Genomic DNA, 19,719 nt, shown 5'->3' on the forward strand with positions numbered 1-19,719 from the left:
ATGCAGGGGCGCACGTGCGCGATCAAGGTGTGTCGGCGCACCCCGCGCCACCGGAGGTTTCCGATGTCCGCCACGTCCGGCGCAGTCATTCCCAGCTACAGCTTCGGCGACGAGCTGGCCAGCAGCATCATCCACGGGCTGGGCATCGTGCTCAGCATCGCCGGGCTGGCCACCCTGGTCGCGTTCGCGGCGCTGCACGGCAATGCAGTGGCGGTGGTCGCCTGCGCGGTGTTCGGCGCATCGCTGGTGCTGCTGTACACCGCCTCCACGCTCTACCACTCGATCCCCGCGGCGGGTGCCAAGCCCACCCTGCGCGCACTCGACCACATCGCGATCTACGTGCTGATCGCCGGCACCTACACGCCGTTTACCCTGATCGCCCTGCCGGCCACATGGGGCTGGAGCCTGTTCGCGGCGGTATGGGCGCTGGCGCTGGCCGGCAGCGCGCTGGAGCTGGGCCTGCTCAAGCGCTACCACAAGCTGGCGGTGCTGCTGTACGTGGGCATGGGCTGGATCGGGATGGTCGCGTTCAAGCCGCTCAGCGAACACCTGCAGGCCGGCGGCACCGCGCTGCTGCTGGCCGGCGGGCTGGCCTACACGCTGGGCGTGCCGTTCTACCTGTGGCGGCGGCTGCCGTTCCACCACGCGCTCTGGCACCTGTTCGTGCTGACCGGCAGCGTGCTGCATTTCCTTGCAGTGTTGCTGTACGTGATCCCCGGCCCGCAGCGCTGAGAGGCGTGTTCAGCCCAGCAGCATGGCCAGGCCGAACAGGCCGACCATCAGGAACGACAGCACCAGCTTGAGCAGCGTGCCGAACAGGAGCCCGAGCCAGGTACCCACGCCCACGTGGGTCGCGCGCAGCACGCTGTTGCCCGAGGACAACTCGCCCAGCAGCGCCCCCGCGAACGGCCCCAGGACCAGGCCGGGGATGCCGAAGAACATGCCCACCACGGTGCCGATGCCGGCGCCCCACAACGCGCGCCGGCTGGCGCCGACGCGCTTGGCGCCCAGCGCGCTGGCGACGAAATCGACGACCACCCCGACCGCGCCGATCGCGCCGATGGCCAGCAGCCACCACAGCCCGAGATGGCGGTAGCCATCCACCGCCGCCGCCAGCCAGATCCCGCCGAACACCATCGGAATGCCCGGCAGCACCGGCAACACCGAGCCGGCCAGACCGCCGAGCATCAGCAGGGCGGCGAGGATGTAGAGGGCAATGTCCATCGCGGAGTTCCGTTGGCGCGGTCACGCGGGAGTCACGGCCGCACGGCCATGGGGGTGGGGACACTATGGCATGCAACCGCGCGTCATTCGCGCCATTCGCGGCCGTGGCCGGTCATCGGCGAACTGCAGGAACGCACCGTGTGCGCGATGCTTGCTTTTACGTGACGACCAGGTTGCGCACAGGGTGCGTTCCCGCAGCTATTTCTCGACGAAGGCGCGTTCGACCACGTAATCGCCCGGCTCGCGCGTGCGCGGCGAAGCTTCGAAACCACGGCCGTCGAGCAGGGTGCTGAGGTCGTCGAGCATGGCCGGGCTGCCGCACAGCATCACGCGGTCGGTTTCCGGGTTGAGCGGCGGCAGCCCGGTGGCCGCGCTCAGCGCGCCGTCGACGATCGCATCGGTGATGCGGCCGTGGTGGCGGAACGGCTCGCGCGTGACGGTGGGGTAGTAGATCAGCTTCTCGCGTACCAGCTCGCCCAGGTATTCGTGCTGCGGCAGCTCGTGCTCCAGGTAGTGCGCGTAGGCGAGATCGTCGATGCGGCGCACGCCGTGGGCCAGCACGATCCGTTCGAAGCGCTCGTAGGTGTGCGGGTCGCGAATGATGCTGAGGAACGGCGCCAGGCCGGTGCCGGTGCCGAGCAGGTACAGGTTGCGGCCGGGCTTGAGGTCGCCGAGCACCAGCGTGCCGGTGGGCTTGCGCGTGACGATCAGCGGGTCGCCGGGCTTGAGGTGCTGCAGGCGCGAGGTCAGCGGGCCGTCGGCGACCTTGATCGAGAAGAACTCCAGGTGTTCCTCCCAGCTGGCGCTGGCGATGGAATAGGCGCGCATCAGCGGGCGGGTTTCCGCCTCCAGGCCGATCATCACGAACTGGCCGCTGTCGAAGCGGAAGCCGGGGTCGCGGGTGGTGCGGAAGCTGAACAGCGTGTCGTTCCAGTGCTGCACGTCGATCACGTGCTCGGTTGCCATGGCCACCATCAGGGGGTTTCTCGTCCGGGTGATCGGCGGCGCAGGGCGCCGGCCGTCGGGTTGCAGGAGGTCGTGGCCGCGGCCATGCAGCGGGGCGCGAAGCGCGCGGCGGTCAACCTGCAAGGATACGCCAGCACCCCGGTGATCGCCGAATCGGATTCCGTGACGGGTTGCCGCATCCCCCGTGCGGGCATCGTGTATCAGGTGATCGTAGGTCGCCGCCTACATCCTTGGCCTCCCGCGGATGGCAGCAGACGCGTTCTTGAACTACAGCCGCCGGCTGCGCATACTGCGACCGTTGCTCCGATCCGGCGGCGCCAGGCCGGACGGGAAGGAAGCCAGGGGGATTCCTAGGCACGCCGATCACGGCGCGGCGGGGTTTTCTTGAGGTCGACTTCGGGAGCTGATGATGCCGATCATGATCGGCCAATCCCAGGCAATCGTCGCGGTGCGCGCGCAGTTGCAGCGCTTTGCCGCCTGCGACGTGCAGGTGCTGATCGAGGGCGAAACCGGCACCGGCAAGGAAGTCGCCGCGCGCGAAATCCACTACGCCAGCGCTCGCCGGGATTTTCCCTTCGTGCCGGTCAATTGCGGCGCCATCCCGGACAGCCTGATCGAGAGCGAACTGTTCGGCCATGGCCGCGGCGCCTTCACCGACGCCAAGGTGGCCCAGCCCGGCCTGGTCGACCATGCGCGCGGCGGCACCCTGTTCCTGGATGAGGTCGATGCGCTCTCGGCCAAGGGTCAGGTGACCTTGCTGCGGTTCCTGCAGGACAGCGAGTACCGCCCGGTCGGCGGCGGTGCCATGCGCACTTCGGATGCGCGCATCATCGCCGCCACCAACAGCTGCCTGGCGCGGCAGGTGGAGGCCGGCCGCTTCCGGCGGGATCTGCAGTACCGGCTCAATGCGCTGTACCTGCAGTTGCCGCCGCTGCGCGAGCGAGAGGGAGACGTTGCCCTGTTGGCGCAGCATTTCCTGCACGCGGTGGCGATTCGCCTGCACGGCCCCTTCAAGCACTGGAGCGAGCCGGCGATGGCGGCGCTGCAGGCACATGCCTGGCCGGGCAACGTGCGCGAGCTGGACAACGTCGCGCTGCGTGCCTACATGTGCAGCGACGACGCCATCGTCGGCCTGACCGCGCTGGCCGCAGCCGATCCGGCCTTCATCGGTCCGCGACCGCAGCCGCGGCGGCGGGCGAACGAACCGGAGCTCGGCTTCCGCGTGGCCAAGACCCGTGCGATCCACCAGTTCGAGCACGACTACCTGGTGCAGCTGATGCAACGTGCCAGCGGCAACATCAGCGCCGCCGCGCGGCTGTCCGGCACCGAGCGTCGCCAGCTCGGCAAGCTGCTGGTCAAGCACGGCATCGGCATCAAGGCTTTCCGCACCCGCCAGTGAATTTCCGAGGCCGCCGCGGCCGCGGGTGCGCCGTTACCCATGGCGCGCGCGGAACGGGTCAGCACTGCCCCGGCATCGAGCCGCGGAATCGTTCGCGCCCACCTGCCGCGCCATTTTTCGTCCTCCGTTCCATGGCATGCCTGTTGCCAGTCCAGCGATGGACTGGCGCCGCGGGGAGGTGACGAATCCCGCCGAGCCGGCCCCGCGTCGCGATCGTGGCTTCCGGGCCGCGCAAGGCGCGCCACCTGGCCGGGGAGAACGAGATGGCAACGTCGAAAACCAGCAAGTCGAAAACCGCATCCAGCCGACCCCCTGCGCGGTCGGCATCGGCCCGTGCGCGCACCGCCGCGGCCAGCGGGGGACAAGGGCAGAACTGCGCGGTGATCAACCCCTACGCACTGGCCGAGCTGGTCGCCGGCCAGCCGATTCCGTGGAACGAGGTTCCCGATGTGCCCCGCGTGCTGGAACAGGTGCTGGCCACGCCCTACGAGGAGCTGTTCGATCCCAAGTTCGGCGGCCCGCTCTACATCGGCATGGCACTGGACGCGAACCTCAAGCTGGTGCCGCAGCGCTCGCCGCTGCTCGACCTGCCACCGCGCGGCGAAGGCAACGACGCCACCGGCGGTGGCCTGGAGAGCGTCGACCAGTACGCCACGCTGGCCGCGCTGGCCAGGGCGGGCGCGCTGAAATCCATCCTGGACTGGCCGATCCTGTGCGCCGACCTGTCGCGCTTCGCGCGACTGCAAGTGGTGCTGCGATTGCCGCCGGCGCTGCGCGACTCGCAGCTGGGCAACGCGCTGTCCGCCGACGTGGTGCGTGCGATCACCGTCGACACCCACCTCGTCAAGCAACTGGCCGTCACTGGCTGGACGCCGCCGGGCGCGCACTGGGCCGCATCGGGCGACTTCTTCAACGAGACTGCCGAGTTCTTCGATCCGGTGCAGGGCGCCGTGGCCAATTGCTATTACATCGCGGCGCTGTCGGCGGTGGCCTGGGCCACGCCGTTCCGGCTGGCGCACCAGACCCGCGCCACCGGCCCCAGCCAGGCGCAGTTCAACGACCAGATCAGTTTCTGCGAGCCCGACTCCGGTGGCACCCTGGACCGCGCGATCCAGGTGACCGAAGCGGTGCCGTTGACCGCGGGCGGCTACCCGATCTACTGCCGCTCCAGCGAAAGCGGCGAGAGCTGGCCGGCCATCTACGAGAAGGCCTACGCCAAGCTCAAGACCGGCACCGCCACCGACATGCCCGACATCACCCAGACCGCCTGGGGCGATTGCGTGTGGGCCACCGCCCAACTCAACGGCGGCACGCGTCACTACTACAACACCGCCGACCACAGCGCCGACGAGCTGTGGCAACTGCTGCGCTCCAACTGCCTGTCGTATCGCACCTTCAATCCGATGACGGCGTGGACTTACTCGACCGGCGATGCGGCGCCCGACCATGTCGACTACGCCAGCGCCCACGTGGTGGGCTCGCACTGCTACACCGTGCTCGGCTGGGCGTACGCCCGGTGCCGGCGCTGGATCGTGCTGCGCAACCCCTGGGGCAACACCGAGGCCACCGCCAGCGTGCTGGACGCCACCATCTCGATGTACGACGTGAGCTGGTGGCGGCCAATCACGCTGAAGACCACCGATGGCGTGTTCGCGATGGAGATCGGCGCGTTCAAGAAATACTTCGCCGGTTTCGGCACCGCCCATTGAACGCGCCGTGGCCGCCCTCCGCACCAGTCCGAAGCCTGCGCCGCGTCTGCCCCGTGGCAAGCGGCGCGGGAGAAGCAACCGGGCAAACCGGGTGCAATCGTTCGCGCTGCGCCTCGGGGCCGGGTCAGTCCTGACCCGGTCGCAGCGCCGCCGGCGGGGCCGCGGCCCGGCGCCATGCCGTTTTCACGCCGGCGGCCACTGGCACACTCGTTGCCAGAGTCGACGCAGATGCGGGATGTCGCCATGACCAAGCCCTCGACTAGCGGGTCCCCGGCAAGCGATGACGACGAGATTCGCCATTCGGTGCTGGCGTATCTGCAGGATCACCCGCGCGCGGCAGACACCTTGCGCGGCGTCGTCAACTGGTGGTTGCCGCAGCAGCGCTACGAGAACAGCCGCCAGCGCATCGAGCAGGTGCTGTCGGCGCTGGTGGCGGAGGGCCTGCTGCATCGCGACCGGCTCCCCGATGGCGAGGTGTTGTACGCGTTGAACGAGCACCGGCGACCGCCGCCGCATTGATCGCCACAGGGGTTTTCACTTTCGGAGGACCGATCCCATGCCATCTGCGCTCACCTATCCGGGCGTCTACATCGAGGAAATTCCCAGCGGCGTGCGCACCATCACGGGGGTGGCCACGTCGATCGCGGCGTTCGCCGGCTGGGCGCCGCGCGGGCCGACCGGGCGCGCCGCCCTGGTGCTCGGCTACGCCGACTTCGCGCGCCAGTTCGGCGGCATCGACAGCCGCAGCCTGCTCGGCTACGCGGTCAACCAGTTCTTCGCCAACGGCGGCCAGCAGGCTTACATCGTGCGCCTGGTCGACGCCAGCGCGAAGGCGGCCAAGGTCACCCTCGACGGCAAGCTGCTGCTTGCCGCGAGCAGCGAAGGTCTCTGGGCCAACGACTTCGCCGTGGTCATCCGGAAATCGAGCTTCGACGCCAGCCGGTTCCGCCTGAGCGTGGTGAACTGGCAGCTCGACCCTGCCGGCGTGGCGGTGGAGACGTTCGACAACCTGTCGATGAAGGCCGACGACGCCCGCTTCGTCACCAGCGTGCTGGCCGCGCAGTCCGCCTACGTCACGGCTGCGGTGCAGGGTGGAGCCACCGATCCGCCTGCGGATACCGCGGCCGGCAACATTCCCGACGGCGCGAAGCTGGCCGGCGGCGCCGACGGCACGGTGCTGGCGCCGAACGACCCTGCGTTCGAGACCGCGCTGCTGCCGCTGTCCGGCACCGGTGGTCTGTACCAGCTCGATCGCGTCGACCTGTTCAACCTGCTGTGCGTGCCCGGCGAAACCGGTACCGGCACGATCTCCGCCTTGCAGAAATTCTGCCGCGATCGCCGCGCGTTCCTGATCGCCGACAGCGCCGATGGCACCACCTTCGACACGCAGAAGGACGGCCCCGGCGACATCACCGGCGACGACGCGATCAACGCCGCGTTCTACTACCCGTGGATCATCGCCGCCGATCCGCTGCAGCAAAACCGGCCGCGCGCGTTCCCGCCCAGCGGCTTCGTGGCCGGCATCTACGCGCGCACCGACGCAGCGCGCGGCGTGTGGAAGGCGCCCGCCGGCAGCGAGGCCAGCGTGACCGGCGCGCTCGGCGTCGGCACCGTGCTCACCGATGGCGAAAACGGCGTGCTCAATCCGCGGGCGATCAACTGCATCCGCAACTTCCCGGTCTACGGCACCGTGGTGTGGGGCGCACGCACCCTGCAGGGCAACGACGAACGCGGCTCGGAGTGGAAGTATGTGCCGGTGCGGCGCACCGCACTGTTCATCGAGGAGAGCCTGTATCGCGGCACCCAGTGGGTGGTGTTCGAGCCGAACGACGAACCGCTGTGGTCGCAGATCCGCCTCAACGTGGGCGCCTTCATGCAGAACCTGTTCCGCCAGGGCGCGTTCCAGGGCAAGACGCCGAATGACGCGTACTTCGTGAAGTGCGACAAGGAAACCACCACGCAGAACGACATCAACCTCGGCATCGTCAACATCGTGGTCGGCTTCGCGCCGCTCAAGCCCGCCGAGTTCGTGGTCATCCAGCTGCAGCAGATGGCCGGCCAGATCCAGTCTTGAGGAAACCACCATGGCTCAGTTCAGCGTCAATGCGCAGCGCTTCGATCCGTACAAGAACTTCAAGTTCCGGGTGAAGTGGGATGGCCGCTACGTGGCCGGCGTCAGCAAGGTGTCGGGCCTGAAGCGCACCACCGAGGTGGTCAAGCACCGCGAGGGCGGCGACCCCAGCAGCACGCGCAAGTCGCCGGGGCGCACCGAGTACGAGGCGATCACCATCGAGCGCGGCGTCACCCACGACACCGAGTTCGAGAAGTGGGCGAACAAGGTGTGGAACTTCGGCGCCGGGCTCGGCGCGGAAGTCTCGCTGAAGGACTTCCGCAAGGACCTGATCCTCGAGGTCTACAACGAGGCCGGCCAGCTCGCGCTGGCGTACAAGCTGTACCGCTGCTGGGTCTCGGAGTACCAGGCGATGCCCGACCTGGACGCGAACGCGAACGCGGTGGCGATCCAGCACCTGAAGCTGGAGAACGAGGGCTGGGAGCGCGATGTCGGTGTGTCGGAGCCGGCCGAGCCGAGCTTCACCGTACCCGCCGGCTGAGCGCCATGCACACGCCCACCCCCGCGCAGCTGCTGCAGGTCTGGGAACGCGGGGGCGACCCGTCCGCCGCGGCACGGGGACTGTTGCTGCTCGGCTGCAGCTGCGACGAATACTCCGCCGAAACGCAGGCAGCCTTGCCGCTGGGCCGGCGCGATGCGCTGCTGCTGGAGTTGCGCGAGCGCCTGTTCGGCGCCGCGATCGACGCTGTGGCGGCGTGCCCGCATTGCGCGGCCACGGTCGAGGCGACGTTCCGCTGCGATGACCTGCGGCTGCCGGATGCGGACGCCGCCGCCTCCACGCTGGAGCACGCCGCGCACGGCATCCGCGTGCAGTTCCGCCTGCCCGACAGCCGTGACCTGCTGGCGCTGGAAAGCTGCGGCGACGCCGGGGCCGCGCGCGCCATGCTGCTCGAACGTTGCGTGCTCGCCGCGCAGCATGGCGGCGAATCGCTCGAGCCGTGCAGTTTGCCGCTCGAGCTGCAGGCGCAGATCGCGCTGGCGATGGCGCAGGCCGATCCGCAAGCCGACCTGCAACTGGCGTTCCGCTGTCCGGACTGCGGTCACGAATGGCAGCCGCTGTTCGACGTCGCCCGCTTCCTGTGGCAGGAGCTGCACGCCTGGGCGCTGCACATGCTGCGCGAGGTGGACACGCTGGCGCAGGCCTACCACTGGGCCGAGGCCGACATCCTCGCGCTGAGCCCGCGCCGCCGCCAGGCTTACCTGGAGCTGTGCGCGCCATGAACGATTTCCTCGACCGGCTGGCGGCACGCGCGATCGGCAGCGAGACCACGCTGGCGCCACGGCTGCCGTCGCTGTTCGAACCGCTGCAGCGCGCGCCGGTCATGCCGCCGGCCGACGAGAGCGAGGCACCCGCGCGCGCTCGCGAGGCGAGCCCGGCAGTGCCGCCAGTGCCGGATGTCGCACCGCCACCGCGCGCGCCGACCCATGCGCGCGAGTCGATCGAGCCACGTGCCGCCCGCGTCGCGCCGGTGGAGCGCCCGGCGTTGCCGACGACGGCAGGCACCGCCGCCGATGTACCGCACGCGCCGATAACGTCGCCGCCGCGCGCGGCCTCGCCGGTGCGCGCCATCGGCGCCGAACAGGCCAGCACCCCGCCCACGCCGGAACGTCCGGCGGTCACTTCCTCGTTCGCCTTCCCGCGCCCGCCGCGCGTGGCGCGCACTCGCCGGGAAACCGCATCGGCGCCCGCACCGAACGGCGTCTTGTTGGCCGCACCAGCGCCGGTGTTTGCCGCGACCGGCGCGGCATCCACGCGATCCGAACGCACCGTCGCCGCGCGGGCCGCCGCCGCGCGAGCCGAAGGCAAGGCCGATGCAGCGCGCGAGCCGGTGGTACACGTGAGCATCGGCCGGCTCGAAGTGCGCGCCGCGCCGGCGGCTGCCGCGCCGCCGCGTCGTCGCGACGGCCCGCAGCCCGGCAGCCTCGACGACTACCTGCGCCAGCGCGGTGGCAAGGCCTCGCCATGAGCAACGTGCTGGCCATCGCCGCGACCACGCGCACGTTGCGCAACCTGCTGCTGGCGCAGATGCCAGTGCTGGATGCGGAACTGAGCGACCTGGAAGTGACCCTGCAGCCGCCGGACGTGGCGCGCAAGGGCATCAGCAAGGCGCAGCTCAACCTGTTCCTGTACCAGGTGGTCGCCAATGCCGCCTGGCGCAACCTCGACCTGCCGGGGCAAGTGCGTCCCGGCGAGACCGCGCCGCCGCCGCTGGCGCTGAACCTGCATTACGTGATCACCGCCTGGGGCCGCGGCGAAAACGACAACGATGCGCTCAGCCACCGCGTGCTGGCCGCCGCGATGAGCACCCTGCACGACCGCGGCGTGCTCGACGGCAACGACATCCGCAACGCGCTGCCGGACAACGACCTGGCCGGCCAGATCGAGCGCGTGCGCGTCACCCCGCTGCCGCAGAGTGTGGACGAGCTGTCCCGGCTGTGGACCGCGTTCCAGACCAACTACCGTGCCTCGGCCGTCTACGAGGCGGCGGTGGTGTTGATCGACAGCCAGGCGGCGATGCGCGCGCCGCTGCCGGTGCTGCGGCGCGGCCCGCAGGATCGCGGCGTGATCGCCACCGCGTCCGCCGCCGCGGTGCTGGACGCGCTCGACTACCCGCGCCATCAGGCTGCCGTGCGCCTTGGCGAGGACATCGTGCTGAACGGTCGCCAGCTCGCGACGGATCATGCGCTGGCCCGCTTCAGCAGCCTGCGCCTGGACGCGCCGATCGATCTCGCGCCGCAACCCGGCGACGCGGCCGGCACGTTGCGCGTGCATCTCGCCGACACCGCCGACGATGCCGACGCCGTCGCGCGCTGGGCGCCGGGCATCTACACCGTGGCCCTGCGGGTGCAGCCGCCGGAACTGCCGCCGCTGCTCAGCAATGAGCTGCCGCTGGTGCTGGCGCCGCGCATCACGCTCGGCTCGCTCGCCGCCGCGGCCGGCGACTTCGCCTTGAACCTGACCTGCACGCCGCGCATCCGCGACGGCCAGCGCGTGTTCCTGCTGTTCGGCGATCGCCTGCTGGTGCCGGCCAGCCTCGGCAACCCGGCCGACACGCACCAGCCGACCGCACTGGTCTTCCAGCTCACCGGCGTGGCCGCGGGCAGGTACACCGTGCGCCTGCGCGTGGACGGCGCCGACAGCATCCCGGTCGACTTCAGCGGCAGCGTGCCCGCGTTCGCCGCGGACCAGCAGGTGGTCGTGTCATGAACGACTACGCGCCGTGGCTGGAAGCGAACGACCGCTACCTCGCCGGTGCGCTGGCCGAGCTGCGCGCGCGGCTGGAGCGCGCCGCGCAACGGCACGACACGCCGCCAGCGGCACCGGCGGCGGCCACCGCGCTGATGGAATCCGCGCCGGCGGTGAGCGCGCCGGCCGGGCCCAAGCATTCCTGGGTCGCGCGGATCTTCAGCGGCCAGCACACACCGCCGCCGCTCGCAGCGGCGAATGCCGACGAACCGCCCGCCGCCCGACCGCTCGTCGCCGCGGTGCCGGATGACGGCACGACCGCTGCCGCACCGGACGACGACGAGGGCGGCCACACCCCGGCGCTGGCCGTGCTCGCGAACCGCCTCGGCCTGTCCGCGTTCGAGCGCGACGTGCTCCTGCTGTGCATCGGCATGGAACTGGACACGCGTTTCCCCGCGCTGTGCGCGCAGGCCCAGCACGATCCGGCGCGGCCGTACCCCACCTTCGCGCTGGCCTTCGCCGTGCTCGATGCGCCGAGCTGGGACGCGCTGTCGCCGCAGCGGCCGCTGCGCTACTGGCGCCTGCTCGACATCCACCAGCCCGGCGCGCAGCCGCTGATCGGCGCGGCGCTCAGCGCCGACGAGCGCGTGGTGAATTTCGTCAAGGGCATGAACTACCTGGACGACCGGCTGACGCCGCTGCTCACCGCCTTGCCGCCGGCCACGCTGCCGCCGTCGCAGCAGGCGATCGCCGATCAGCTGCTGGACAGCCTGCACCACGTGCCGCCGGGCGAGCCGCTGCCGCTGGTGCAACTGCTCGGCAGCGACAGCGTCAGCAAGCAGGCGATCGCGCAGGCCATTGCCGCCGCGTTTGGCGCGCAGGCCTATCGCCTGTCGGCCGAGCTGCTGCCGGCCGCGGTCGCCGAACAGGAAACCCTGCTGCGGCTGTGGCAGCGCGAAAGCCAGCTGCTGCCGCTGGCGCTGTACCTCGACGCGGCCGAGGTCGAACACGGCGACGCCACTGCCGCATGGGTCAGGCGTTTCCTCGCGCGCACCGGCGGGCTCGCCTTCGTCGACGCGCGCGAGCCGTGGGCGGGTGCGGCCACGCAGGCGCTCAGCGTCGACGTGGCCAAGCCCACCGCGGTCGAGCAGCGTTCGCTGTGGCAGCGCCTGCTCGGCGACGCCGCTGGCGCGCAGCCGCAGCAGCTGGCCGGCCACTTCGATTTCAACCTGGGCAGGATCGAGCAGATCGCGCACGCTGCGCTGGCAGCGGCCGAGGACAAGCCCGCCGCGCTGGCGCAGACGCTGTGGCAGGGCGCACTGGCGCATACGCGACCGGCATTGGATCAACTCGCCCAGCGGATCGAGCCGAAGGCCGGCTGGGACGACCTGAAACTGCCCGACAGCGAGAAGGCCCTGCTGCGCCAGATCGCCGACCAGGTTGCCCAGCGCACCACCGTCTACGACGACTGGGGTTTCCGCCAGCGGATGAATCGCGGGCTGTCGATCAGCGCGCTGTTCACCGGCGAAAGCGGCACCGGCAAGACCATGGCGGCGGAAGTGCTGGCGCAGGAACTCGGCCTGTCGCTGTACCGCATCGACCTGTCGGCGGTGGTCAGCAAGTACATCGGCGAGACCGAGAAGAACCTGCGCAAGCTGTTCGACGCGGCCGAGGGCGGCGGCGCGATCCTGTTCTTCGACGAGGCCGACGCGCTGTTCGGCAAGCGCAGCGAAGTGAAGGACAGCCACGACCGCTACGCCAACATCGAGGTGAACTACCTGCTGCAGCGGCTGGAGTCGTTCCGCGGGCTGGCGATCCTGGCCACCAACATGAAGGGCGCGCTGGACAGCGCGTTCCTGCGCCGGCTGCGCTTCGTCATCAACTTCCCGTTCCCCGGCACGGCCGAACGCCGCGCGATCTGGGCCTCGGTGTTCCCGGCGCAGGCGGCGGTGGGCGCGCTGGACTTCGACCGGCTGGCGCGGCTCCCGCTCACCGGCGGCAGCATCCAGGGCATCGCGCTCAACGCGGCATTCATGGCGGCCAAGGCTGGCGTGTCGATCGGCATGCCGCTGCTGCTGGATGCCGTGCGCACCGAATACCGCAAGCTGGACAAGCCGATCAACGAAGCGGACTTCCGCTGGCTGGAAAGCGCCGGAGGCAAACCGTGAACATCGAGCTTCACATAGAGCGGCTGGTGATCGACGAAGCCGCGCTAGGCGGCGAGCGCGCTGCCGGCGTGCGTGCCGCGATCGAGCGCGAACTGGCCCGGCGGCTGGCGCAACCCGGCGTCGTCGACGCGCTGCGCGGTCTCGGCGCCGTGGCCACGCTGCCGGCGGCGACGCTGCCGGCGGCCAGCCATCCGCACGAGCGCCTCGGCGTGCGCATCGCCACGGCGGTGCAGCACGGCCTCGGCATCACGCCCGCCGCGCGCGTCGCGGGCAAGGAGCATTGACATGAAAGCGATCCCCAAACCCCGTCCCGACGGCATCGTGCGTTTCGGCAAACGGAAGGCCAGACGCGACGACCGCAACCTGATGTTCGCCGCCTTGCTGAAGGCACCGCCCGCGCTGCCGGCCGAATACGACTTCGACGTGGTCCACCACGGCATCCCCACGCCGATGTTCGGCAACGACCAGTACGGCGACTGCGTGATCGCCGGCCGCGCGCACCAGACCCTGCGCTTCGAGAAGGCCGAGCAGAACAAGCTGATCGCGATCAGCGACAACGACGTGCTGCACGAATACTTCGGTGAAACCGGTGGAGCGGACAGCGGCCTGGTCGTGCTCGATTCGCTGAAGGAATGGCGCAGCAAGGGCTGGCTCGCGGCGAAGCGGCGCTACAGGATCAAGGCCTTCGCGCAGATCGACCAGGCCAGGCGCAACGAGGTCAAGCGCGCGGTGTTCATGGACATCGGCGTCGGCCTCGGCTTCAGCCTGCCCGATGCGGCGCTGACCCAGTTCTATGCCGGCAAGCCGTGGGCGGTGGTGAGCGGCAAGGCCGGCCAGCCGAATCCGCGCAACGGCCACTACGTCTACGTGCCCGGCTACACCCGGAGCGGCCCGGTCTGCGTCACCTGGGGCCGCAAGCAGCAGATGAGCTGGGCCTTCCTCGTCAAGTACTGCGACGAAGCCTACGCGGTCATCGACGCGATCGACACCGCGAAGAAGAAGCGCGGACTGGATGCGGGCAAGCTCGACGCCTTCCTCGCCGGGTTGCGCAATACGAAGCGGGCGGCGAAGAGCGCGGCTACGCGCACCGGAGGCGGACGTGGCTGAGCGCAGCGCCAGTATGGCGGCGGCGCAGGTGGCCCCGGCGGCCGCCTTCGTGCTGCAGCGGAAGTGCGGCTGTGGCCGGCATGTGCCGGGCGGCGGAACCTGCGCCGAATGCGCCCGCAAGCGCCATCCCTTGCAACGCAAGGCCGGGCCATCCCTCGCGTCCGGCGCCCAGGTACCGGACGCGGTGCTGGCCGTGTTGCGTTCGCCCGGAACGCCGCTCGATCCGGCCGCCCGCCAGTACATGGAGCCGCGGTTCGGCCGCGATTTCTCCGCGATACGCGTGCATGCCGACGACAGTGCGGCGGCTTCGGCCAGGGCCGTGGGCGCGCTGGCATACACCGTGGGGCAGCACATCGTGTTTGCCGAGGGGCAGCTCGCCCCGCGCTCCGCCGCGGGGCGCCACCTGCTGGCGCACGAGCTGACGCATACCATCCAGCAGGGCACGTCACCGGCGTCGTTGAGTCCCCGGCTCGCCGTCGGTGCAGTGGATTCGAGCGCCGAAATCGAGGCGGATCGCGTTGCCGACCGGGTGGTGACCGGTGCCGCCGTGCCAGCCGTACGCGCCGCGCCTTCCGCCGCCTTGCAGCGCAAGCCCGGGCCGACCCTGGTCGACGCGCCCGCTCCCACCGACGCGGAACCGGATTTCAAATCGCCGCAGATGCGAGGTGGCCGAGGGCGTGCTGCCAGCGTCGATGGCGGAAAGCGTGGCGATGACCAGGTCGTCATTCGCATCATCCGCTATCTGTGTGCCTGCGCCGGACGCAACGTCACGCGCACCAGGGCATCCGCGCAGCTGACTCCGAATCCTGGCGTGACGCTGGAGATCTGCAGCGGCAAGGTCACCGCGCGGGTTACTGGCGACATCGTTCCCAAGACTCTCACGACGGGTACGGCGAAAGTCGGCGTGGACGTCAACGTTGCCGACAAAGTGAATGTCGGAGTCCAGGGGCAGGTTCAGAACATCGGCAAAGAACCGCAGGCCGGCGGTTCGGCGGACCTCCGCATCAAGCTGCCCAACGGCGGCCAGATCGGCGGCAGCGGCGGAGTCCTGAAGGGGACGCAGACAGGGAAAGTGGACTTGCAGGCGGGGGCCGGCTACGAAATGCCGGGTGGCACCAGGATCGGCGTTCAAGTAACCGATACGCCGGGCGGTCCCTTCACGATCACCGGTGGCGTGGGCGGAAATCTTCCCGGCCAAACCGTCAGCGACCGGACCTGCCGCGAATGCCGCTGCCCGGTTTCCTACCAGTGCTACGAGGACATTCCACCGCGCGATGTCCAGGAGCCGGTCACCGTGGATGTCGTGCAGCGCGGCCGGTTGCGCTACTACTTCAGTCTGGACAGCGACCGCGACACGCTTGATCCGCAGTTGAAGGGAGAGTCGAAGCACACCCTCGATGAGGTAGCGCAGCAGGTCGCGGCGGGAAGCCAGGTCAATTCCATCAGTGGCTATGCCTCGCCGGAAGACAACCGCGAAAAGCCCGAGCCGAACCAGAAGCTCTCGCTGTCGCGCGCACGGCGCCTGCGCGACCTGCTGGCTCAACGGCTCGGCCCGCGCGTCCCGCTGCCGGCGCCGATGGCCGGTGGCGAACTGCTCGGGCGCGTGCCGACGATCGCGCCGGGCAGCAGCCTTGCCGACGCCCTGCGCGACGTGGGCTTCGGCGATGCGGAAGACGTCACCCAGTTCCTGGTCGGCGGCGACATCCCCAACCCCCGGCTTGCTGATCAGTTCCTTGGCCTGCTCGATCGCGTCACCGACCCGGGTGAGCGGTTGAAGCTGTTCGGCGTGGCCGCCGGTTCGCCGGCAGCGCCGAAGCTGCTGGCCGCGATCGAACAGTTCCGCAAGAACCGGGGCCGGGGGCGTCGCCCATGGGAAGGCATCTTCGGCTACCTGCGCTACGCGACGGTCGAACTCGGCACCACGCACAAGGAACAACGCATGGAGCAGCACCGGACCAGCGGCTCGCTCACCCCCATGAACGAGGCGGCCTGCAAGCCCTATTCGCGCCAAGCGGAGGACGTGGGCAAGTTCGGCCCGGCTGAGAGGGAGCCGGACAGGAATGCCGATTGTCCCCTGGGCGAACCACGCAACCAGCCGGAGACCGCAAAGCAATGCAACTACGACTGATCCTGCATGGGCCGGGCCGGCTGGACCGCTTGCCTGGCTGCGGCGGCCAGCCATGAGCACCTTCCCCGGCTCCCCGCGCATTCTCAAGGGCGGCATCGTGCTGATCGACGCGGCCAGCTCGGCGGTGTTGCGGGTGATCGCGCTGCAGTACAACCCCGATTCGCTCACGCGCTCGCTGCAGGTGCAGGCGGTCAGCGCGGATGGCGGCGATCGTTCAGAGGTGCTGCGCCTGAAGGGGCCGCCGGTGGAGACGCTGAAGCTGGAGGTGGAGATCGACGCCACCGACCAGCTGGAATTTCCGGAGCAGAACGGCGGGGTCACCCAGTCCGGCATCTTCGCCCAGCTGGCGGCACTGGAAACCATGGTCTACCCGAGCAGCGGGCAACTGCGCGCGAACGATGTGCTGGCGCAGATCGGCACGCTGGAGATCGTGCCGATGGAGACGCCGCTGGCGCTGTTCGTGTGGAGCAAGTCGCGCATCCTGCCGGTGCGCGTCACCGAGTTCGGCATCACCGAGGAAGCGTTCGACACGGCGCTGAACCCGATCCGCGCCAAGGTCAGCCTGGGCTTGCGCGTGCTGTCGGTGAACGACGTGCCCTCCGGGCACAAGGCCGCCAGCCTGTTCATGAGCTACCTGCAGCAGAAGGAGCGCCTGGCCGGCGGCGCGGGCGGCCAGCTGTCCGCGCTCGGCTTGAGCGGCGTGCCGTGAATACCCCGCGAACACATCGGAGAGCGACATGCGTATCGAGGAAATGATTGCCGCCGTACAGCAGGCCCTCGGCGTGGAGGTGGACGGCAAGGCCGGCCCGCAGACCTGGGGCGCGATCTACGCGCGGCTGGTGGACAAGAAGATCGATCAGATGAAGCCGGCCGAAGCCGTTTCGCCGGTGGACGGTCGCAGCGAGAAGGTGATCGCCACGCTGCTGCCGCAGGTGCGTCCGATTGCGCGCGCCCTGGTGCAGAAAGCCGCTGCCGCCGGGATCACCATCCGCGTGATCAGCGGCCTGCGCAGCTACGAGGAGCAGGCGGCGTTGTATGCGCAGGGGCGCACGGCGCCGGGGAAGAAGGTGACCAACGCGCGCGCCGGCTACTCCAACCACAACTTCGGCATCGCCTTCGACATCGGCGTGTTCGAGGGCAACCGCTACCTGCCGGAGTCGCCGAAGTACAAGGCCGTCGGCGCGCTGGGCATGGACCTGGGCCTGGAGTGGGGCGGCAACTGGAAAACCATCGTCGACCAGCCGCACTTCCAGTTGCGACCCGCCTGGGCGGCCGACGAAAGCGAGCAGCAGATGCTGGCCGAACTGCGATCGAGGAAGGATCGCGGCGAGGCGGTGTACGCCTGACATCACCGGAACGATCGACACGCCCGCGACGGAGCAGCTTCCATGACCTCGAACTTCCCGCCCACCAGCCGCTACGCGCTGACGCCCACCACGAGCCTCGTGCGCGCCGACGGCACCGCAGTGACGTACCTGAAGCGCCGCTTCGTGCCGCCGCCGGAAAACCTCGCCCTGCTGCAGTGGCATCGTGTGGTGCAGGGCGAGCGGCTGGACAACATCGCGGCGAAGTACCTGGGCGACCCCGAACAGTTCTGGCGGCTGTGCGACGCGAATCGCGCGCTGTGCCCGGAGGAACTGACCGCGACGATCGGGAAAAAGCTGCGCATCACCTTGCCCGAAGGCATCCCGGGGGTGCCGCATGCTTGAGGGCGTCCACCTGACGCTGTTGGTCGGGCCGGTGGTGCCGGTGCCGGTGCCGCAGCTCGTGCTGGACGCGCTCACCCGGATCGAGGTGAACGCGCCGGACGAAGCTGCCGGCGCGTTCACCCTGCAGTTCACGCTGAGCGTGCAGTCGCCGCTGCACACGCTGTTCCTGCTCTCGGGCGGCGGCGTGGTGCCGCTGCTGCGGGTGATCGTGGTGGTCACCGTGAACGGCATGCCGCAGGTGCTGATCGACGGCGTGGTGACCCGCACCGAAGTGGTGCCGGGCGCGGACCAGCGCCACACCACGCTGCAGGTCACCGGCGACGACCTCACCGCGGTGATGACCAAGCTGGAATTCTCCGGCCTGCCCGGCCTGCCGTATCCGGCGATGCCGGCCGAGGCGATCGTGGCGCTGCTGCTGGCGAAATACGCGTTCCTCGGCATCGTGCCGCTGGTGATCCCCAGCATCGCGATCGACGTGCCGATCCCGACCAATCGCATCCCGACCCAGCAGGGCAGCGACCTGGAATACATCCGCCTGCTGGCCGAGCGCGTCGGCTACGTGTTCTACCTCGAGCCCGGCCCGCTGCCCGGCATGAGCACCGCGTACTGGGGGCCGAAGATCAAGGTGGGCGTGCCGCAGCCGGCGCTGAACGCGGACATGGACGCGGCCAGCAACGTCGACGAGCTCAGTTTCAGCTACGACGGCAACGCGCGGCAGCTGCCGGTGGTCTACATCCAGAACGAGCAGACCAAGGTGCCGTTGCCGCTGCCGATCCCCGACATCGGCCCGCTCAATCCGCCGCTGGGCCTGATCGATCCGCCGCCGCAGCAGTTCCGCCCCTTGCCCGAGACCGCGAAGTATTCGCCGCAGCGCGCGCTGCTGCTGGGCATGGCCGAGGCGGCGAAATCCGCCGACACCGTCACCGGCCGTGGCAGCCTCGACGTGGTGCGCTACGGCCGCGTGCTGCAGCCGCGCCAGCTGGTCGGCGTGCGCGGCGTCGGCCCCGCGTTCGACGGCCTGCACTACGTCACCCAGGTGCGCCACACGATCCGCCGCGGCGAGTACCGGCAGAGCTTCCAGCTGTCGCGCAAGGGCCTGGTTTCCACCGTGCCGCTGGTGCCGGCATGAGGATCCCGTCATGAACCGGTTCTTCGGCAAGTACCGCGGCACGGTGGTCCAGAACGTGGACCCGGAACAGCGCGGGCGCATCCAGGTGATGGTGCCGGACGTGTCCGGGCTGATCCCGTCCAGCTGGGCGATGCCGTGCGTGCCGATCGCCGGCAAGCAGAGCGGCGTGTACGTGGTGCCGCAGATCGGCGCCGGCGTGTGGATCGAGTTCGAGCAGGGCGACCCGGATTATCCGGTCTGGGTCGGCGGCTTCTGGGGCAGCGCGGCGGAAGTGCCGGCGCTGGCGCTGGCCGGCAATCCGGCCAGTCCGAGCGTGGTGCTGCAGTCGGGCCTGCAGAACACCATCGCGATCAGCGACGTGCCGGGGCCGGCCGGCGGCATCCTGCTGAAGAGCGTCACCGGCGCGATGATCATGGTCAACGAGATCGGCATCACCATCTCCAACGGCCAGGGCGCCACCATCGTGCTGGCCGGGCCGACGGTGACGGTCAACAACGGCGCGCTGGTAGTGACCTAGGGAGATGCGCGATGCCGGGCTTCCTCATCCATGTCGGTGCCAGCGTGCTCTGCTCGCACGGCGGGCAGGCGCAGGCCACCGCACCGAATCCGCGCGTCACCGTCAGCGGCCAGCCCACGGTGACGATGCCGGCGCCGTGGCTGGTCGCCGGCTGCGCGCTGCCGCCGCCGACGGCGGCAAACGGGCCATGCGTCAGCGCGCAGTTCGTCACTGCCGCCACCCGCGTGACTTCCAACGGCCAGCCGCTGCTGCTCATCGACAGCCAGGCGATCTGCGCGCCGACCGGCACGCCGCTGCTGATCGTCGCCAGCCAGACGCGCGTCACCGCGATGTGAGGACGTCATC

The 19,719-nt window shown here is 69.9% G+C and carries 21 protein-coding genes and 1 pseudogene; 20 read left to right on the forward strand and 2 right to left on the reverse strand.

Annotated features, from left to right (window positions below; all coding sequences use genetic code 11):
- Positions 1–63 precede the first annotated feature (63 nt).
- Positions 64–732, forward strand: coding sequence for a hemolysin III family protein (locus ACFCQI_RS09730; protein WP_395116158.1), 669 nt, complete (start codon positions 64–66; stop codon positions 730–732).
- A 9-nt stretch (positions 733–741) separates the two neighbouring features.
- Here the strand turns inward: ACFCQI_RS09730 and ACFCQI_RS09735 are convergent, their stop codons facing one another.
- Positions 742–1,224: a DUF456 domain-containing protein gene (locus ACFCQI_RS09735; protein WP_395116160.1), complete on the reverse strand. Its 483-nt coding sequence runs from the start codon at positions 1,222–1,224 to the stop codon at positions 742–744.
- A gap of 198 nt (positions 1,225–1,422) precedes the next feature.
- Entirely contained in the window at positions 1,423–2,199 is a 777-nt protein-coding gene (locus ACFCQI_RS09740) for a ferredoxin--NADP reductase (protein WP_395116162.1), read from the reverse strand.
- A gap of 409 nt (positions 2,200–2,608) precedes the next feature.
- On the opposite strand from ACFCQI_RS09740, the gene ACFCQI_RS09745 reads away from it, so the two are divergent.
- The 19 genes and pseudogenes from ACFCQI_RS09745 (at position 2,609) to ACFCQI_RS09835 (ending at position 19,709) form a co-directional block, all read left to right on the forward strand.
- Positions 2,609–3,589, forward strand: coding sequence for a sigma 54-interacting transcriptional regulator (locus ACFCQI_RS09745; RefSeq protein WP_395116164.1), 981 nt, complete (start codon positions 2,609–2,611; stop codon positions 3,587–3,589).
- 263 nt (positions 3,590–3,852) lie between these two features.
- On the forward strand, positions 3,853–5,298 hold the full coding sequence (locus tag ACFCQI_RS09750; RefSeq protein WP_395116166.1) for a C2 family cysteine protease: 1,446 nt from the start codon (positions 3,853–3,855) through the stop codon (positions 5,296–5,298).
- A gap of 243 nt (positions 5,299–5,541) precedes the next feature.
- On the forward strand, positions 5,542–5,817 hold the full coding sequence (locus ACFCQI_RS09755; RefSeq protein WP_395116168.1) for a hypothetical protein: 276 nt from the start codon (positions 5,542–5,544) through the stop codon (positions 5,815–5,817).
- Positions 5,818–5,854: 37 nt separating this feature from the next.
- Positions 5,855–7,372 (forward strand): phage tail sheath family protein, encoded by a 1,518-nt coding sequence (locus tag ACFCQI_RS09760; protein WP_395116170.1) that lies wholly within the window; start codon positions 5,855–5,857, stop codon positions 7,370–7,372.
- Positions 7,373–7,382: 10 nt separating this feature from the next.
- Positions 7,383–7,910: a phage tail protein gene (locus ACFCQI_RS09765; RefSeq protein ID WP_395116172.1), complete on the forward strand. Its 528-nt coding sequence runs from the start codon at positions 7,383–7,385 to the stop codon at positions 7,908–7,910.
- A gap of 5 nt (positions 7,911–7,915) precedes the next feature.
- Positions 7,916–8,650, forward strand: coding sequence for a hypothetical protein (locus tag ACFCQI_RS09770; protein WP_395116174.1), 735 nt, complete (start codon positions 7,916–7,918; stop codon positions 8,648–8,650).
- On the forward strand, positions 8,647–9,396 hold the full coding sequence (locus ACFCQI_RS09775; protein ID WP_395116176.1) for a hypothetical protein: 750 nt from the start codon (positions 8,647–8,649) through the stop codon (positions 9,394–9,396). The genes ACFCQI_RS09770 and ACFCQI_RS09775 overlap by 4 nt, the downstream gene beginning before the upstream one ends.
- Positions 9,393–10,637, forward strand: a complete 1,245-nt coding sequence (locus ACFCQI_RS09780) for a DUF4255 domain-containing protein (protein ID WP_395116178.1) — start codon at positions 9,393–9,395, stop codon at positions 10,635–10,637. The genes ACFCQI_RS09775 and ACFCQI_RS09780 overlap by 4 nt, the downstream gene beginning before the upstream one ends.
- Positions 10,634–12,784: an ATP-binding protein gene (locus ACFCQI_RS09785; protein ID WP_395116180.1), complete on the forward strand. Its 2,151-nt coding sequence runs from the start codon at positions 10,634–10,636 to the stop codon at positions 12,782–12,784. Before ACFCQI_RS09780 ends, ACFCQI_RS09785 begins: the two co-directional genes overlap by 4 nt.
- A complete protein-coding gene (locus ACFCQI_RS09790; RefSeq protein WP_395116182.1) occupies positions 12,781–13,068 on the forward strand; it encodes a hypothetical protein in 288 nt (95 codons plus the stop codon). The genes ACFCQI_RS09785 and ACFCQI_RS09790 overlap by 4 nt, the downstream gene beginning before the upstream one ends.
- Position 13,069: 1 nt before the next feature.
- Complete coding sequence (locus tag ACFCQI_RS09795; protein WP_395116184.1) at positions 13,070–13,891, forward strand: hypothetical protein; 822 nt, start codon at positions 13,070–13,072, stop codon at positions 13,889–13,891.
- The gene (locus ACFCQI_RS09800; protein WP_395116186.1) at positions 13,884–16,019 is read left to right on the forward strand and encodes a DUF4157 domain-containing protein; all 2,136 of its coding nucleotides are present in this window, start codon (positions 13,884–13,886) and stop codon (positions 16,017–16,019) included. The genes ACFCQI_RS09795 and ACFCQI_RS09800 overlap by 8 nt, the downstream gene beginning before the upstream one ends.
- A 52-nt stretch (positions 16,020–16,071) precedes the next feature.
- Positions 16,072–16,728, forward strand: coding sequence for a hypothetical protein (locus ACFCQI_RS09805; protein ID WP_395116188.1), 657 nt, complete (start codon positions 16,072–16,074; stop codon positions 16,726–16,728).
- A gap of 22 nt (positions 16,729–16,750) precedes the next feature.
- Positions 16,751–16,834, forward strand: a pseudogene (locus ACFCQI_RS09810) (peptidoglycan-binding protein); the annotation flags it as partial.
- Between the two features lie 45 nt (positions 16,835–16,879).
- Positions 16,880–17,365 (forward strand): M15 family metallopeptidase, encoded by a 486-nt coding sequence (locus tag ACFCQI_RS09815; protein WP_395121328.1) that lies wholly within the window; start codon positions 16,880–16,882, stop codon positions 17,363–17,365.
- A gap of 42 nt (positions 17,366–17,407) precedes the next feature.
- A complete protein-coding gene (locus ACFCQI_RS09820) occupies positions 17,408–17,728 on the forward strand; it encodes a LysM domain-containing protein (protein WP_395116190.1) in 321 nt (106 codons plus the stop codon).
- Positions 17,721–18,857 (forward strand): hypothetical protein, encoded by a 1,137-nt coding sequence (locus tag ACFCQI_RS09825; protein WP_395116192.1) that lies wholly within the window; start codon positions 17,721–17,723, stop codon positions 18,855–18,857. Before ACFCQI_RS09820 ends, ACFCQI_RS09825 begins: the two co-directional genes overlap by 8 nt.
- 10 nt (positions 18,858–18,867) lie before the next feature.
- Entirely contained in the window at positions 18,868–19,374 is a 507-nt protein-coding gene (locus ACFCQI_RS09830; RefSeq protein WP_395116194.1) for a phage baseplate assembly protein V, read from the forward strand.
- An 11-nt stretch (positions 19,375–19,385) separates the two neighbouring features.
- Positions 19,386–19,709 (forward strand): hypothetical protein, encoded by a 324-nt coding sequence (locus ACFCQI_RS09835; RefSeq protein ID WP_395116196.1) that lies wholly within the window; start codon positions 19,386–19,388, stop codon positions 19,707–19,709.
- Positions 19,710–19,719 lie beyond the last annotated feature (10 nt).

It is taken from the genome of Rhodanobacter sp. FW102-FHT14D06 (assembly GCF_043950705.1).
In the GTDB taxonomy this organism is placed as follows: Bacteria; Pseudomonadota; Gammaproteobacteria; order Xanthomonadales; family Rhodanobacteraceae; genus Rhodanobacter.